This is a genomic window from Saccharothrix sp. ALI-22-I (genome assembly GCF_001984175.1).
GTDB lineage: Bacteria > Actinomycetota > Actinomycetes > Mycobacteriales > Pseudonocardiaceae > Actinosynnema.
Genome location: NZ_MTQP01000066.1, coordinates 775799 through 790850, shown reverse-complemented (window position 1 = coordinate 790850; position 15052 = coordinate 775799). Strand labels below are relative to the sequence as shown.

Genomic DNA, 15052 nt, shown 5'->3' with positions numbered 1-15052 from the left:
CGTGAGCATCGAGGAGCACGTTCCGGCGTCGCTGTTGGACGAGGCCAGCGAGGCGCTGGAGGAACTGGCCGGTGTGCTGGCCGACGGCCAGACGCTGAACGACGCGCTCCAGCAGTTGGTCGAATCGGCGTCGCGGGTCATCCCGGACGCCGAGAACGTCAGCGTCACCCTCGTCGGCCCGCAGGGCCCGCACACGGCCGCCATGACCGACGAGAAGGTCGTCGACATCGACATCGACCAGTACAAGGCGGGCCAGGGGCCGTGCCTGGAGGCGGCACGCATCCAGCGGCCGGTGCGGGTCACGCTGGAGGGCGGCCGGGTGAAGTGGCCCGAGTTCGCCCGGGCGGCCGAGGCCGCCGGCGTGCAGGCGTACCTGTCCGCGCCGATCGTGATCGAGGACGAGGTCATCGGCGCGTTGAACCTCTACAGCTCCGACGAACGGGCGTTCGACCCGTTCGACGAGGCGTTGCTGCGGCTGTTCGTCACCGCCGCGTCCACCTCGATCACCGGGTTCCGCCGGTACGAGCGGTCCCGCCGGCTGGTCGAGCACCTGCAGCGCGCGCTGGAGTCGCGTGCCGAGATCGACCAGGCCAAGGGCGTGCTGATGGCCGCGCACGGGGTGGACGCCGAGGATGCGTTCTCCCGGCTGGTGACCGAGTCGCAGCAGCGCAACACCAAGCTGCGTGACGTGGCCCGCAACCTGCTCGCGTCCGTGCGCAGACCCTGACCGCCCCCCGGCGGTGATTGTCACCGGATTGACAAAAGCGGTATTCGGTTTTTGGCTTTCGCAACAGCCGTGAATTGGTCGGCCCGAGTGCTTCTCGGTGCGGTTAGAGTGTTCGGGAAAGTCGATTTCCCCATTCTGGTCCGAGGAGGAGCATGCGCCACAACCGTGTCGCCGCGGCGGGTTTCGCCGTCGTGGTTTCCGCTGCGCTTTCCGCGTGCACCGGTGCCCCGTCGTCGACGATGAGGACGTTCGACACGCCGCAGGCGCTGGCCGAGGCGAACCGGGTGGCGGCCGAGGCCAGGCGGTCGGTCACCGTCGACCTGGACCTCGCGACCAACGGCAAGGGCAGTTGTGCGCTGCGCACCGACGACTTCGCGGCGTCGTGCCGGATCTCCACCGCCGACGCCGACGAGGTCGCGTACGTGATGGTGCCGGACGGTATTTTCGTGCGGATACCGCAGGGCCAGGCGCCGCAGCCGGACAAGCCGTGGCTCAAGCTCGTCCCCGACGACCCCGACAACGCTCTCGGCCGGGCCATGGCGGACGTCGCCGTGCACATCCGCGACACCGCCGACATCCGCAAGGCGCTGCCCGAGGGCGCGGAGATCGTGGAGAAGGCCGAGGAGTCGGTGTCCGGCAAGCAGACCGTCCGGTACACCGCGCACGTGAAGGTGGCCGGGCAGGCGTCGGTGCTGAAGCTGTGGGTGGACGACCAGGACCTGCCGGTGAAGACCGAGGTGAGCACGCCGGTCGAGGGCGGCGACTCGGTGCGGGTGGTCGCGAACTACCGGGACTGGGGCACGCCGGTCGAGATCACCCCGCCCACGCCGGAGCAGATCAGCGAGTTGCCGACGTTGCCGGGCTGACGGTCGCGTCACGTGGATCGGCCCCCTCCGGGTTCCTCACCGGAGGGGGCCGATGCCTTTGGTGCCGCGGGAGAGGCTCAGGCGCGGCGGCGGGTGTGGCGCAGGTAGAGGAGCACACCGGCGCCGATGGCCAGCAGGGCGCCGCCCAGGACCAGCGGACCCTGGATCGAGGAGCCGGTGTTGGCCAGCTTGCCGTTGTCCGGGTACGTCACGGCGACGGGGACCGGGCTCTGCGTCGTCGTCGTGGTGGTCGTGGTGCCGGTGGGCGACGTCGTGGTGCTGGAACCGGTGGTGCTGCTGGTCGGGGCGCTCGTGCTGGTGGAAGTCGGAGTCGTGGTTGTCGTGGTGGTGGAGGTCGTCGTCGGGGTTGTCGTTGTGGTGGTCGGCTGAGTCGTTGTTGTTGTTGTCGTCGTTGTGGTGGTGGGACTTGTAGTCGTGGTGGTCGTCGGCTCGGTGGTGGTCGTGGTCGGGTCAGTGGTTGTGGTGGTGGGGTCGGTCGTGGTGGTCGTCGGGTCCGTGGTCGTGGTGGTCGGATCCGTTGTCGTGGTCGTGGGATCGGTGGTGGTGGTCGTATCGGTCGTCGTGGTGGTGGGGTCGGTCGTGGTGGTGGTCGTTGTCGTAGTAGTAGTCGTTGTGGTGGTTTCCGGCTCCACGGTGAACTGGTGCAACTGCGTCGCCTGGCCGGGCTTGAGCGTGCACGGCGAGGTGAACGTGCCCAGGCCGGTCTCGGTGCCGTCGGCCTTGCGCGGCGTCAGCGTGGTCTCGAAGTTGCCGACCGTCATGGTGGTCAGGCCCGCGTTGGGGAAGCTCACCGGCGGCGTGGTACCGGAGGCGATGGTGTCGAACGTGCCCGACGACGGCACCGGGGTCTTCGCCACGGTCAGGTTCGGCACGATGTCCAGCACGAAACCCGCGTTGTCCACCCGTGTCTGAGCCTTCGCGGTGCCCTCCACGGACGCCGCGCCGACGAGCGCCAGGCCCTGCGTCGCCAACTCCGGCACCGTCGCCGTGGCCGTCACCCGGGCCTCCGGGATCGGGACGCCCACCTCCGCGGAGTCGGGCAGGTTCTCCACCACGATCTTGACGCTCATGTCCTGCGCGCCGATCAGCGGGAACGGGCAGTTGTAGACGAGGGTGAGCGTCGCCGTCGCGGCACTGCCGACGCCCGTGCCCCACAGGGCCGAAGCGCCGACCACCACCGCGCTGATACCCAGCGCGGCCACCCGGTGTCGCAATCTCATGTCAGGTTCTCTCTTCTGCGCACAACGCCCGAGCGGGCCGGCGCTATCGCCGACCCGCTGGAATGGGCTGGTGGGATCACTGCCTGGCGATCGTGAGGTCGAGCGTGTTGCCCGGACCGGGGATGGTGCCGTTGACCACGGGTGTCACCAGACCGCAGCCGGCGAATCGCGCGATGTCGTACGTGCCGACGAGACCGCCGCCGTTGAGCGGGTCGAAGCCCGCCGTCGAGGTCAGGGCGATGGCGCTCGGCGTCACGGTCGTGCACCGGTCGGTCGGCTTCACGACCTGGATGCCCAGCACCCGCACGTCGGTCAGCTTGATCGACGCGGTGGTCTGCGCGGTGACCGCGCCCGCGGCGATGGTGCCCGTCGTCCGGCCCTGCGGGATCAGCCGCACGGTCGCCGTGGTGGGCACGAACCCGAACAGCTTGAAGTTGCCGGACGCGTCGGGCAGGGCCAGGTCGCCCGCGAACTTCCCGCCGAGCAGGTCCACTTCGGTGTTCAGCGTGCCCGGTCCGAGCGGCAGGCCGGAGTTCAGCTTCTTGATGGTCGACGAACCGTTGACGCCGAAGTTGATCCGCAGCGGGTCGTTCGGCTGGGTGGTCGTCGTCGTAGTGGTGGTCGGGTCGGTAGTGGTCGTGGTGGTGGTAGTGGTGGTCGTCGGATCAGTGGTTGTGGTGGTCGTGGTTGTGGTCGTGCTGGTGGGGGTGGTCGCCGGTGACACGGTGAACTGGTAGAGCAGGGTGTTCTGGTCCGGCTTCAGCGTGCAGTCCGAGGTGAACGTGCCCAGGCCGGTCTCGGTGCCGTCGGCCTTGCGCGGGGTCAACGTGGTGCTGAAGTTGCCGACCGTCATGGTGGTGAGGCCCTCGTTGGTCAGGGTGACCGCGGGCGTGGTGCCGGTGGCGACGGTGTCGAACGAACCGGAGGTGGGCACGTTCGTCTTGGCCACCACCAGGTCCGGCGCGAGGTCCACCACCGCACCCGCGTTGTCGATCCGCGTCTGCGCCTTGGCGGAGCCCTCCACGGTCGTCGCGCCGACCAGCGACAGGCCCTGGGTGGCGGTCGGCGGCACGGTCGCGGTAGCGGTGACCTGGGACTCCGGGATCGGCTCGCCGACCACCGCGGAGTCGGGCAGGTTCGCCACATCGATCTTGACGCTCATGTCCTGCGTGCCGATCAGCGGGAACGGGCAGCTGTAGACCAGGGTCAGACTCGCGGTGGCGGCCGTGCCGGTGCCCGCTCCGGCGAACGCGACCGAGCCCACGACCGCGGCGGCGACAGCGAGCCCGCCGACGGCCGCCCGACCAGTTCGTTTCAGCATGTGCGTCTCCTCGTCGAGAGCAGTGCGAAACCAGGGTTTGCGATGTTTCGCAAGAGCTACTGGTGAGTAAAGTAGCTATGCCGAACGGCTGCGGCAAGCATTCTTTTCACATTCTTCGGCGTCATGTAAGGCAGGCGACAAAACCCGCTCGGAGGTTTATCACGCGCATGACAAATCGTCGGTCGGCGCTTGTGGGGAGGAGGTTCGCGAAAGTAGTTTTGCAGAATGAGTGGAGCCGGCCGGTGAGGGTCGCGGTGGTCGTCGCCGCGGTCGCGGCGATCGCCGCGCTGCTGGGCGCGGTGCTGACCCCGACCTTGGTCGTGCGTTACCCGGAAGTGCGCGCGCCGCAGCCGGTCGCCGGCATCAAGGTCAAGTACCGGGTCGACGGGGTGACGCGGATCTTCAAGCTCCAGTCGGAGCTCGTGCTCGGTCCCGGCACGCTCGACGCCGAGATCGACCCCATCAACGGCACCATTACCGGCGACCTGTGGCTGCCGCCGTCCTACGGCTACTTCATCGCGTTCGGCTTCGTGCCCAACACCGCGCGCGCCGACCTGACCCCGGTCGGCAAGGTGACCGGCACCATCAAGGACGGTCAGATCAAGGCCCACGTCGACGTCGACATCAAGCTCAGCGAGGTCGCGGTCGACCGGCAGCCGCTCGACGTCGGCCAGACGTGCCAGACCGTCGAGCCGGCGTCAATCGACCTCGAAGGCGAGTTCGACCTGAACCTGATGCCGATGAAGGGCGCCCCCTACACGATCCCGCCCTTCGGTGGCTGCCAAGGCCGGGAACGGCTCGACGCGCTGATGACCGGCCTGATCTCCGGGCCCGGCAACACGATCGACATCACGCTGACCGCGCTCCCGTCGACCCCGTGACGCCCGCCGCGGACCCCGCCGATCCAACTGCCGATCCCGCCGCCCCGGTCGCTCCGGTGAGCAGCCGCAGTGCCCGCAGCGCGATGCCCATGTCGAACAACGCGTCCGGGTCGTGCAGCTTCTCCCCGAACAGCTCCTCCAACTGCCGCAAGCGGTAGCGGACCGTCTGGGGGTGCACGGCGAGGCTCGACGCGACCTCCGGTGCGCTGCCCCGCGTCTCCACCCACGCGGTCATCGTTTCCAGCATCCGGTGCTGCTGTTTGGGCGTCAGCCCGTCCAGCGGCGCCAGCGTCCGCTTCACCAGCTCGTGCACCAGCTCCTCGTCACCCAGCAGCAGCAACGTCGACAGGTGCTCGGTGGTGTCCACCATCGGTCTGTCCGCGATCGCCCCGGACTGGATCAGCGTGATGGTGCGGCGTGCCCAGCGCAGCGACTGCCGCGCCGAGCCCAGCGGCACGATCGGCCCGACGGCCGCGCGCCACCCGCCGAGCTTCTGCTCCAACGCGACCAGCTGCCGTTCCGGCTCGGTGAGCAGCAGGCACGGTTCGCTGCCCTCCAGGTCCATCAGGATGTCCTCGTGCAGCGCCGGTATCGGCAGCTGGTGCTGGTCGGTGCGCCGTTCCAACGCCACCACCAGCACCTTCTCCGGCAACGGCCAGTGCGCCGCCTCGGCCAGTTCGGCCAGCGCGTTCGGGTGGTAGCCCGGTTCGCCCAGGAGCAGCTCCAGCAACCGCTTGCGCCGCCGTTGCAACGCGCCCGCGTGCCGCGCCTGAGCCTCGGCGTAACCCTCCATCGACCGCAGCGACAGCTCGTCGATGTAGGCGAAGATCGCCTCGGCGATCAGGCACATGGTGGCCAGCGGCACGCGTTCGTTCTGGCCGAATTCGGAGATCCGCCGCCACGCCACCCGGGCGCCGATCCGGTAGGCGGTCTGGAGCAGGTCGAGACTGCGGCCCGCGCTGACTTCCAGCTTGCCCAGCAGCCGGAACAGCTTGGCCCGGTCCTCGCGCTGGACGGTCGGGTCGACCATTCGGTCGATGAACTGGTGGATCGCCTGTTCCACCCCTTCCACCACCACTTGGCCGAATACCCCTTCCAGCTTCTGCGAGTATTCGGCGATCTGGTTCTGGATTTCCCGGACCATGTCGACGGCCACGTCGCCGGCTCTGGCTCGGAACTTCGGCGCCAGATCGGCGGGCAGTTGCTCCCACAGGTCCGCGTTCCCGATGAGCGTCAACTCGGAGGCTCGGAGTTCTCCGGTTCTGTTCATGCTGTTCGCCCACCACCAAACGGTTGGGTGTGATTCCGAAGACTGTATTTTTGATCATGAACGCGGTCAACCGGGGCATTCAGGTGATCAGGTTGCTCCGAACGGGTGTCCAGACCGATTTTCGTACGAGGGTGAGTGTTCCGGTCGCGGTCTTTGTCACTCGACTGACAAGAGCATTCGGTTGCTTGTGCGGTTGGGCGTCCGTTAGTAACGTACTCGTCGGTAATGTTAATTCTGGCATATTCACGACACGTTCCGGAGAATGCCCGTGGCATTGCGGCGACGTCTGCTCGGGCTGGTGTTCGCGGCCCTCCTGGTCACGCTGTGCGGTTTGTCCGTCGCCGCGTACCAAAAGGTGTTCACCCCTCGGGTGACGGTGTTGCTGCGCACCGATCACGTCGGCAACCAGCTCCAATCCGAGTCGGACGTGAAGCTGCTCGGCGTGCTGGTCGGCGAGGTGCGGGCGATCCGCTCGTACGGCGACGGCGCCGAGCTGGAACTGGGCCTGCACCCGGACCAGGTCGGCCGCATCCCGGCCAACGTCTCCGCCCGGCTGCTGCCGAAAACCCTGTTCGGGGAGCGGTTCGTCAGCCTGGAACTCCCCGACGACCCGACCGGCACGCTCGACCAGGGCGACGTGATCGAGCAGGACCGCACGTCCGGCGCGATCGAGCTGGAACGGGTGCTCACCGACCTGCTGCCGACCCTCCAGGCGGTGCGGCCGGACAAGCTCGCCTCCGCGCTGACGTCGATGGCGCAGGCGTTGGACGGGCGCGGCGAGACGCTCGGGCGGACGATCGTGCAACTCGACGCGTACCTGCGGGAGCTGAACCCGCAGCTGCCCGTGCTCACGCAGGACATCACCAAGTTCGCCGACGTCACCGGCGTGTACGCCGACGCGGGCCCGGACCTGGTGCGGGCGTTGAAGGACGCGACCTCGGTCAGCCGCACGATCGCCGAGCAGCGCGCGAACCTCGACACCGTCTACGGCAGCCTCACCACCGCGTCCGCCGACCTGACCGGGTTCCTCCGCGACAACGGCGAGACGGTGGTCGCGCTGTCCGACCGGGCCCGGCCGACGGTGGAACTGTTCGCCACCTACTCGCCCGAGTTCCCGTGCGTGCTGAGCGCGGTCAACGCCCTGCGCCCGCGGATGGACCAGATGCTCGGCAAGGGCACCGACCAGCCCGGCGTGCACGCGCAGGTCACCATCGTGCCGCCGGGGGAGCCGTACCTGCCCGGCCGGGACGACCCGGTCAACCGCCAGGACGGCACGCCGCACTGCCCTGCCGGTCCGGTCAACGCCGTCACGCCGGACCAGGTGCCGGACTGGGCCGGCCTGCTGATGGGGGTCAGATGAGAGGGCACAGATGAGAGGGATCGCCGCGCCGCTGACCAAGTTCCTCGTGTTCGTCGTGGTCACGGTGGCCGCGACCGGGTTCCTGGCGGCGACCATCGCGGGCAGCCAGGTCGACGCGGAGGGCACCTACAAAGCCCGGTTCACCGACGTCACGGCGTTGGCCGAGGGCGACGACGTGCGGATGTCCGGGGTGAAGGTCGGCCAGGTCGAGTCGATGGAACTGGTGGACGACGAGCTGGTGGACGTGGAGTTCTCCGTCGCCGACGGCCGATCCCTGTCCGCCGACGTCACCGCGACCATCAAGTACCGCAACCTGGTCGGCCAGCGGTACATCGCGCTGGAGCAGCCCGCCGGGCGGATCGGCGCGAAACTGGCGCACGGCGGGCTCATCCCGGTCGAGCGGACCAGCCCGGCGCTCGACCTGACCACCCTGTTCAACGGGTTCAAGCCGCTGTTCCAGGCGCTGAACCCGGAGGACGTCAACAAGCTGTCCTACGAGATCGTCCAAGTCCTGCAAGGCGAGGGCGGCACGATGGAGAGCCTGCTCGCCCACACCGCCTCGCTCACCTCCACGTTGGCCGCCAAGGACGACGTGATCGGCAAGGTCGTGGACAACCTGAACACGGTGCTGGAGACGGTCAACTCCCGGGACGACCGGTTCGGCTCGCTGCTCACCTCGATGCGGCAGCTGGTGTCCGGGTTCGCCGCCGACCGGCAGCCGATCGGCAACGCCATCACCGGCCTGGCGGCGTTGAGCGACAGCACGGCGTCGTTGCTGGAACAGGGCCGGCAGCCGTTGAAGGACGACATCGCCGCGCTCGGGCTGCTCGCCGGCAACCTCGGCAACGCGCCCGAGCTGGAGCCGTTCATCCGGAACCTGCCGGTGAAGTTCGAGGCCATCGGCCGCACCGCGTCCTACGGCTCCTGGCTGAACTTCTACCTGTGCCTGGCCTCCTCGGACGCCCCGCCCGCGCCCGGCGGACCACCGGTGGGCATCCCCGTCACCGAATCGAGGTGTCACCGATGACACGCAGACCGGTGCTGCTGGGAGCCGTCGGGCTCCTGGTCATCGCGGTCATCGCCACGCTCACCTTCTTCCTGGAGGACCTGCCGTTCTTCGGCGGCGGCGTCAAGCACTCCGCCGAGTTCACCGAGGCGGCCGGCCTGCGCGTGGACGACGAGGTCCGCGTCGCGGGCCTGAAGGTGGGCAACGTGACCGACGTCGAGCTGCACGAGGGCAAGGTGCTGGTGACGTTCCGGGTGGCCGGCGTGGAGCTGGGCGACCGCAGCCGCGCCGAGATCCGGATCAAGACCCTGCTCGGGCAGAAGTACCTGGCGCTGGACTCCGAGGGCCGCGACCCGCTCACCGGCACCATCCCGTTGGCGCGGACCACTTCGCCCTACGACGTGATCGAGGCGTTCAGCGATCTGTCGACCACGCTCGGCGAGATCGACACCGAGCTGCTGGCGGAGAGCTTCCAGGTGCTGTCGGACACCTTCCGCGACTCGCCGGAGCACGTGAAGCAGGCGTTGGAGGGGCTGTCCTCGCTGTCCAAGACCATCTCCTCGCGGGACGAGCAGCTGGCGTCGCTGGTCAAGGGCGCGAACCAGGTCAGCCGCGCGTTGGCCGACCGGAACAACGACTTCGCCGCGCTGATCACCGACGGCAACCTGCTGCTGGAGGAGATCGGGCACCGCCGTGACGCGATCAGCAAGCTCCTCGACGGGACGCGGGCGCTGTCCAAGCAGCTGTCCGGCCTGGTCGCGGACAACAACGAGCAGCTGCGGCCCGCGTTGGAGCAGCTGGAACGGGTCACCGACGTGCTGCGGAACAACCAGGACGCGCTGAACCGGGGCCTGGCGTTGGCCGGGCCGTACTACCGGCTGCTGAACAACTCGCTGGGCAACGGCCAGTGGATCGACACCTACGTGTGCGGGCTCGTGGTGGAGCCCGGCGCGCGGCGTGACTGCCCGACGGGAGGCCGCTGATGTTCGTGCGGACGAAGGGCCGTCGGCGGTTGTTCGTGGCGTTGGCGCAGGGGTTGGCGTTGGTGCTCGTCGCGACGGCTGTGGTGTGGTGGATCTTCCTGCGGCCATCGTCGACGCGGATCGCGGCCTACTTCACCGCGGCGGTCGGCGTGTACGAGGGGTCGGACGTGCGGGTGCTGGGGGTGAAGGTCGGCCAGGTGGTCGGCGTGCTGCCCGACGGTGGCGCGGTGCGGGTCGAGCTGGAGCTGGACCACGACGTGGACGTGCCGGCGGACGTCCGTGCCGTCGTCGTGTCGCCCAACATCGTGGCCGACCGGTACGTGCAGCTCACGCCCGTGTACACCGGGGGCGACAAGATCGTGTCCGGCGCGGTGATCACGAGCGTGCGGACGGCCGGGACGGTCGAGTTGGACGAGCTGTACTCCAGCCTCGACACGTTGCTGACCGCGCTCGGCCCGAACGGGGCCAACCGCGAGGGCGCGTTGTCCGACCTGTTGCAGACCGGGGCGGCGAACCTGGACGGGACCGGCGGCGCGTTGAACGAGTCGATCCGGCAGCTCGCGGACGCGGCGAAGACGTTGGCCGGGTCGCGGGAGGACCTGTTCGGGACCGTGGACAACCTCCAGGCCTTCACGTCGATGTTGGCCGCGAACGACGAGCAGGTGGGTCGGCTGGCCGACCAGTTGGCCGACGTGTCCGGGTTCTTCGCCGCCGAACGGGACGACCTCGGCGCCGCGTTGGGGGAGTTGGCCTCGGCGTTGGAGCAGGTGCGGGGGTTCGTGCACGACAACCGGGACCGGGTGAAGTCCAGTGTGGAGGACCTGGCCGTGCTGACCGGGACTCTTGTGCAGCAACAGCAGTCGTTGACCGAGATGCTGGAGGTCGCGCCGGTCGCGCTGCACAACGTGGTGAACGCCTACGACCCGGCCACCGGGACGTTGAACGCTCGGGCCAACCTGAACGAGTTCGTCACCGACCTGCTGAGCGTGCCTGGCCAAGTAGGAGTGCCGGGAGGTGTGCGGTGAGGCGGTTGGCGGCGTTGGGGTTCGTGCTGGTGCTGACCGGGTGCTCGGCGATTCCTAGCGCGTACGACCTGCCGCTGCCCGGTGGTGCGGACCTGGGTGACCGGCCGTACCGGGTGACCGTCGAGTTCGACGACGTGCTCGACCTCGTGCCGCACGCCGGGGTGAAGGTGGACGACGTGCCGGTGGGCAAGGTCGAGGACATCGCGTTGTCCGAGGACGGTTCTACGGCGTTGGTGCGGGTCGTGGTGCGGGGTGACGTGCTGCTGCCGGCGAACGCGTCCGCGTGGTTGCGGCAGTCGAGCCTGCTGGGGGAGAAGTACGTGGAGCTGGCCGCGCCCGACGAGCGGTCGGCGTCGCCGCTGGTGGACGGTGCGGTCATCCCGGTGACGCGGACCAACCGCAACCCCGAGGTGGAGGAGGTGTTCGGCGCGCTGTCGATGCTGCTCAACGGCGGTGGGATCGCGCAGATCCAGGACATCTCGCGGGAGCTGAGCGCGGCGTTGTCGGGTAACGAGGCGGCGGTCAAATCGCTGCTGTCCACTGTGGACTCGTTCGTGGGTGCCCTGGATTCGCACAAGGGCGAGATCACGCGTGCGTTGGACGGGATGGACAAGCTCGCGTCGTCGTTGGAATCGCGCAAGGCCGAGATCGGCGACGTGCTGGACGGGCTGGAGCCGGGACTGCGGGTGCTGAACGAGCAGCGCGGGCAGTTGGTCGGGCTGCTGAACGCGTTGCGGGACCTGTCCGACGTCGCGGTGGACACGGTGAACCGGAGCCGGGACGACCTGGTGGCCGACCTGCGGGCGTTGGAGCCGACGTTGCGGCGGCTGGCCGAGTCCGGGCAGAACCTGCCGCAGTCGCTGGAACTGCTGCTGACGTTCCCGTTCACCGACGCGGTGCTCGACGGTGTGAAGGGCGACTACCTCAACACGTACCTGACCCTGAAGCCCGGAGGGCGTTGATGATCACCCGGCGGATCAGGTTGCAGATCGCGTTGTTCGCGGTCATCGCGCTGCTCGGCGTCAGTTACGTGAGCGCCCGGTACGTCGGGCTGGTGGTGGTCCACGACGGGTACGTGGTCCGGTTGGAGTTGGCCCGGACGGGTGGGTTGTTCACCGGCGGTGAGGTGACGTACCGGGGTGTGCCGGTGGGGCGGGTCGGGCCGATCCGGTTGGGTGACGGGCAGGTCGAGGTCGAGTTGCGCATCGGGGCGGGCGCACCGCGAATCCCGACGGACCTGGAGGCCGTGGTCGCGAACCGGTCGGCGGTGGGGGAGCAGTACGTCGACCTGCGGCCGCGCGGGAACGACGGGCCGTACCTGGAGGACGGGTCGGTGATCCCGCGATCGCGGACCAAGCTGCCGTTGCCGGTGGAACAGGTGCTGACCAGCCTGGACGAACTGGCGCGCTCGGTGCCGGTGGAGTCGCTGCGGACCGTCGTGGACGAGCTGGACCAGGCGTTGCGGGGGACCGGGCCGGATCTGCAGGTGCTGCTGGACGCGACTTCCGAGTTCATCGGAACGGCGGGTGCGCACCTGCCGCAGACCACGCGCCTGCTCAACGACTCCCTGGTGGTCCTGCAAACCCAGATGGACCACTCGGCCGCGATCAACTCGTTCGCGGACAGCGCGCTGTTGGTGGCTGCGCGGCTGCGTGAGTCGGACGGCGACCTGCGCCGGCTGATCGCGGCGGCGCCCGGCGCGGCGTCCGAGGTCAGCGCCTTGCTGCGGGACTCCGGCCCCAACCTCGGCATCGTCCTGGCCAACCTCCTGACCACGGCCGACGTCCTGGTCACCCGGCAGGGCGCGCTGGAGGAGATCTTGGTGACCGTGCCGGACGCCGTGTCAGTGGGCGCCTCGACGGTGGCGAGCGGCCAGGCCCAGTTCGGCCTCGCCCTGACCTTCTTCGAACCCCCACCGTGCCACGCCGGCTACGAGACCACACCCCGCAAACCCGGCCTCGACACCTCACCCGGCCCCTTCAACACCGCCGCCGGCTGCACCCTCCCCCGAGGCTCGGCCACCGGCGTCCGAGGCTCCCAAAACGCCCCGCGCTAAACCCGAACGTCGAACTCGGCCTACCCGAGCGTTCGACTCTCGCGTCCTGAACGTACAACTCACGCGTTCTGAGTGTTGGACACGCGCGTTCCCAACGTTGGACACACCGCACCGGAACGTTGGACACGCCCGACGCAAACGTTGGACACGCGCGCGTGTCCAACACTCAGAACGCGCGTGTCCAACGTTGGGAACGGGCGTGTTGAGCGTTCGGAAAGGGGTGTGGGGTCAGGCGGGGGAGAGGTAGAGCCAGGTGCCGTTTTCGCGGATGAAGCGGCTGTTCTCGTGGAGGACGTCGCGTTGGCCTTGCCAGCGGTAGTGGGCGCGGAACTCTACTGTGCCGGTGGTCTGGAACGGGGTGCCGTCGGTTCGGGACAGGATTTCCAGGTGGGTCCAGCGCTGGTCCGGGTCCAGGTCCAGGGACGCTGGGCGGGTGGTGGGGTGCCAGGTGGACAGGAGGTAGTCCTCGTCGCCCAGGGCGAAGGCGCTGTAGCGGGAGCGCATGAGGGCTTCGGCGGTGGGGGCTTTGCGGCGGCCCTGGTGGAACGGGGCGCAGCACGTCTCGTACGGGTCGCCTTGGCCGCAGGGGCAGCGGGTGGTCATGGCGCGGGTCATTCCGGGCGGTCGCACGCGGTGCGGCCGGAACGGTCGTAGCGCACCCAGGCCAGCGCGTTCTCCGCCTCACGGTCCCCGGCGGCGGCCTCCGCCGAGAGGACCGCGTGCACCTGGTAGCGCAGGTCGGCGGGCACGGAGGGGTGGGTCAGCAGGTTCGCCCGGATCGCCGGGCGCGGGTCGTCGGCGAGCAGCGCCAACGCCTCGGCGGGCGCGGTCGGGTCGGTCGACAGCGCCTCGCGCACCGCGTCGTCCGGGTCGCGGGCCAGGGCGACGCCCTGCGCCACGGGCATCGGTTCGGTCACGACGACAAGGATATAAGGGGAAGCGGCTCCCCTCCCGTTGACTGCCAGTCGGGGAGGGGAGCCGCTTCGAGGGCCGGCTACGGCGTCAGCCGCACGCCGCACCGTTCAAAGTGGGAGAACTGAACGGTGGGGTGCTGCCGCTGTAGCTCGCGTTGTAGCCGATGGTCGCGGTACCACCGGTGGCGAGCGCGCCGTTCCAGGAAGCGTTGACCACGCGGACGGTGTCGCCCGTGTCGGTCCACGTCCCGTTCCAGCCCTGGGAAACGGTCACACCGGGTGCGGAGAACGTCAGGGTCCAGCCGTTGATCGAGGGGCCCCGGTTCTCGATGACGATCTCACCGGAGTAACCGCCGGACCACTGGCTCGTCACGCGATGCGTCACCCGACAGCCGCTCCCGGGGGACGGCGTGGTGGTCGTCGTGGTCGAGCTGGTGGTCGTGGAAGTGGTGGTGGAAGTGGTGGTGCTGGTCGGGCCCGCCGCGATCGCCATGTCGTACGCCCGCTGCGGCACGAACTGACCCGCGCCCGCGATGCAGCCGTCGGCCTCACCGGGGAGCTTGATCCACAGGAACGCGTCGATCTGCGCGTCACCGGTGTTGGTGGTGCTCGGCGTGCCGATCGCCCGGCCGACCGGGTCGCACCACTGGTCGGCCAACGGCCCGTTGCCGTTGCGGCTGGTGTCGATCACGGCCTTCAGCCGCGAGATGCCCAGGTTGTTCAGCACGGCCTTGGCGAACGCGATCTCGTCCCGGCTGTACCGGTAGTTCGACACGTTGGTGGCGATGCCGTCGGCGCTGTTGGCGATGTCCGCGCCGCGCAGTCGTTCCACCGCCTCGGCCGGGGTCAGCCACGCCGAGTGGCCGATGTCGAAGTACACCTTCGCCTGCGCCGAACCGGCCTTGAGCTTCTTGCCCGCGTAGGCCATCGACGCCATGGTCTCGTTCTGCTGGGCAGGGCTCTGGCAGTTGCTCATGATCGGCAGCACGTCCGGCTCCAGCACGATCGACGCCGGACGGCCCGCGAGACCCGCCGCCACCTGGTCGATCCACGCCCGGTACGCCGAGTGCGAGGGCGCACCGCCGCCACTCGCGCCGCCGCAGTCGCGGTTGGGCACGTTGTAGACGACCAGGATCGGGATCTTCCCGGCCGCCGCCGCAGCGCCCACGAACGCGTCGACCTGGCCCCTGACCTCGGACGTGTTGGTCGTGGTGTACCAGCGCGCCTGCGGCGTGTTGACAATCCGGTCGCGGATCACCGCGGTCCGCGAGTCGTTCGGGTTCTGCGCCACCCACTTCGCCGCCGAGGTGTTCGGATCGACGTAGAACGCCGAGTCGGCCGCCTGCGCGGTGGTCGCGCCGCCGCCCAAGACCAGGGCGACTGCGCTTGCGACCAATGCACT

General features: G+C 69.2%; 15 protein-coding genes. 9 read left to right on the top strand and 6 right to left on the bottom strand.

Going from position 1 to position 15052, the window contains the following annotated elements:
• Window position 1: 1 nt before the first annotated feature.
• The gene (locus tag ALI22I_RS31900; RefSeq protein WP_238598681.1) at window positions 2-727 is read left to right on the top strand and encodes an ANTAR domain-containing protein; all 726 of its coding nucleotides are present in this window, start codon (window positions 2-4) and stop codon (window positions 725-727) included.
• A gap of 152 nt (window positions 728-879) precedes the next feature.
• Window positions 880-1593, top strand: a complete 714-nt coding sequence (locus ALI22I_RS31895) for a hypothetical protein (RefSeq protein WP_077009202.1) — start codon at window positions 880-882, stop codon at window positions 1591-1593.
• Window positions 1594-1670: 77 nt separating this feature from the next.
• Here ALI22I_RS31895 and ALI22I_RS49800 read toward each other — a convergent pair whose 3' ends face one another.
• Both ALI22I_RS49800 and ALI22I_RS51385 read right to left on the bottom strand, forming a co-directional pair.
• Window positions 1671-2834: a DUF6801 domain-containing protein gene (locus ALI22I_RS49800; protein WP_143532533.1), complete on the bottom strand. Its 1164-nt coding sequence runs from the start codon at window positions 2832-2834 to the stop codon at window positions 1671-1673.
• A gap of 76 nt (window positions 2835-2910) precedes the next feature.
• Window positions 2911-4155, bottom strand: coding sequence for a DUF6801 domain-containing protein (locus tag ALI22I_RS51385; protein ID WP_179118434.1), 1245 nt, complete (start codon window positions 4153-4155; stop codon window positions 2911-2913).
• Window positions 4156-4322: 167 nt separating this feature from the next.
• Here ALI22I_RS51385 and ALI22I_RS31870 point away from each other — a divergent pair, with 167 nt between their 5' ends.
• Complete coding sequence (locus tag ALI22I_RS31870) at window positions 4323-5036, top strand: hypothetical protein (protein ID WP_143532530.1); 714 nt, start codon at window positions 4323-4325, stop codon at window positions 5034-5036.
• Here ALI22I_RS31870 and ALI22I_RS31865 read toward each other — a convergent pair.
• Entirely contained in the window at window positions 5005-6306 is a 1302-nt protein-coding gene (locus ALI22I_RS31865; RefSeq protein WP_083752166.1) for a helix-turn-helix domain-containing protein, read from the bottom strand. The two genes, ALI22I_RS31870 and ALI22I_RS31865, sit on opposite strands and share 32 nt — an antisense overlap.
• 262 nt (window positions 6307-6568) lie before the next feature.
• Between ALI22I_RS31865 and ALI22I_RS31860 the strand changes: the two genes are divergently transcribed.
• Genes ALI22I_RS31860 through ALI22I_RS31835 form a run of 6 tightly spaced genes read left to right on the top strand, consistent with a single transcriptional unit; the run spans window position 6569 to window position 12736 of the window.
• Window positions 6569-7666: an MCE family protein gene (locus ALI22I_RS31860; RefSeq protein WP_077009197.1), complete on the top strand. Its 1098-nt coding sequence runs from the start codon at window positions 6569-6571 to the stop codon at window positions 7664-7666.
• Window positions 7667-7676: 10 nt separating this feature from the next.
• Window positions 7677-8693, top strand: coding sequence for an MCE family protein (locus ALI22I_RS31855; protein WP_077009196.1), 1017 nt, complete (start codon window positions 7677-7679; stop codon window positions 8691-8693).
• Complete coding sequence (locus tag ALI22I_RS31850; protein ID WP_077009195.1) at window positions 8690-9655, top strand: MCE family protein; 966 nt, start codon at window positions 8690-8692, stop codon at window positions 9653-9655. The genes ALI22I_RS31855 and ALI22I_RS31850 overlap by 4 nt, the downstream gene beginning before the upstream one ends.
• The gene (locus tag ALI22I_RS31845; RefSeq protein ID WP_077009194.1) at window positions 9655-10680 is read left to right on the top strand and encodes an MCE family protein; all 1026 of its coding nucleotides are present in this window, start codon (window positions 9655-9657) and stop codon (window positions 10678-10680) included. Before ALI22I_RS31850 ends, ALI22I_RS31845 begins: the two co-directional genes overlap by 1 nt.
• Window positions 10677-11642 (top strand): MCE family protein, encoded by a 966-nt coding sequence (locus ALI22I_RS31840; protein ID WP_077009193.1) that lies wholly within the window; start codon window positions 10677-10679, stop codon window positions 11640-11642. Before ALI22I_RS31845 ends, ALI22I_RS31840 begins: the two co-directional genes overlap by 4 nt.
• Window positions 11642-12736 carry an MCE family protein gene (locus ALI22I_RS31835; protein WP_077009192.1) on the top strand — a complete coding sequence of 365 codons (1095 nt, stop codon included), beginning with the start codon at window positions 11642-11644 and terminating at the stop codon, window positions 12734-12736. The genes ALI22I_RS31840 and ALI22I_RS31835 overlap by 1 nt, the downstream gene beginning before the upstream one ends.
• A gap of 228 nt (window positions 12737-12964) precedes the next feature.
• Here ALI22I_RS31835 and ALI22I_RS31830 read toward each other — a convergent pair whose 3' ends face one another.
• From ALI22I_RS31830 to ALI22I_RS31820, 3 genes are all read right to left on the bottom strand, one after another.
• Window positions 12965-13339, bottom strand: coding sequence for a YchJ family protein (locus ALI22I_RS31830; protein WP_143532529.1), 375 nt, complete (start codon window positions 13337-13339; stop codon window positions 12965-12967).
• 8 nt (window positions 13340-13347) lie between these two features.
• The gene (locus tag ALI22I_RS31825) at window positions 13348-13653 is read right to left on the bottom strand and encodes a hypothetical protein (protein ID WP_077009190.1); all 306 of its coding nucleotides are present in this window, start codon (window positions 13651-13653) and stop codon (window positions 13348-13350) included.
• Between the two features lie 85 nt (window positions 13654-13738).
• Window positions 13739-15046, bottom strand: coding sequence for a glycoside hydrolase family 6 protein (locus tag ALI22I_RS31820; RefSeq protein ID WP_238598680.1), 1308 nt, complete (start codon window positions 15044-15046; stop codon window positions 13739-13741).
• Window positions 15047-15052 lie beyond the last annotated feature (6 nt).

Excerpts from the sequence above, each read along its gene's own strand:
- ALI22I_RS31895 (WP_077009202.1), top strand. The coding sequence starts at position 880 with ATGCGCCACAACCGTGTCGCCGCGGCGGGTTTCGCCGTCGTGGTTTCC.
- ALI22I_RS49800 (WP_143532533.1), bottom strand. The coding sequence starts at position 2,834 with ATGAGATTGCGACACCGGGTGGCCGCGCTGGGTATCAGCGCGGTGGTG.
- ALI22I_RS51385 (WP_179118434.1), bottom strand. The coding sequence starts at position 4,155 with ATGCTGAAACGAACTGGTCGGGCGGCCGTCGGCGGGCTCGCTGTCGCC.
- ALI22I_RS31870 (WP_143532530.1), top strand. The coding sequence starts at position 4,323 with ATGACAAATCGTCGGTCGGCGCTTGTGGGGAGGAGGTTCGCGAAAGTA.
- ALI22I_RS31865 (WP_083752166.1), bottom strand. The coding sequence starts at position 6,306 with ATGAACAGAACCGGAGAACTCCGAGCCTCCGAGTTGACGCTCATCGGG.
- ALI22I_RS31860 (WP_077009197.1), top strand. The coding sequence starts at position 6,569 with ATGCCCGTGGCATTGCGGCGACGTCTGCTCGGGCTGGTGTTCGCGGCC.
- ALI22I_RS31855 (WP_077009196.1), top strand. The coding sequence starts at position 7,677 with ATGAGAGGGATCGCCGCGCCGCTGACCAAGTTCCTCGTGTTCGTCGTG.
- ALI22I_RS31850 (WP_077009195.1), top strand. The coding sequence starts at position 8,690 with ATGACACGCAGACCGGTGCTGCTGGGAGCCGTCGGGCTCCTGGTCATC.
- ALI22I_RS31845 (WP_077009194.1), top strand. The coding sequence starts at position 9,655 with ATGTTCGTGCGGACGAAGGGCCGTCGGCGGTTGTTCGTGGCGTTGGCG.
- ALI22I_RS31835 (WP_077009192.1), top strand. The coding sequence starts at position 11,642 with ATGATCACCCGGCGGATCAGGTTGCAGATCGCGTTGTTCGCGGTCATC.
- ALI22I_RS31830 (WP_143532529.1), bottom strand. The coding sequence starts at position 13,339 with ATGACCACCCGCTGCCCCTGCGGCCAAGGCGACCCGTACGAGACGTGC.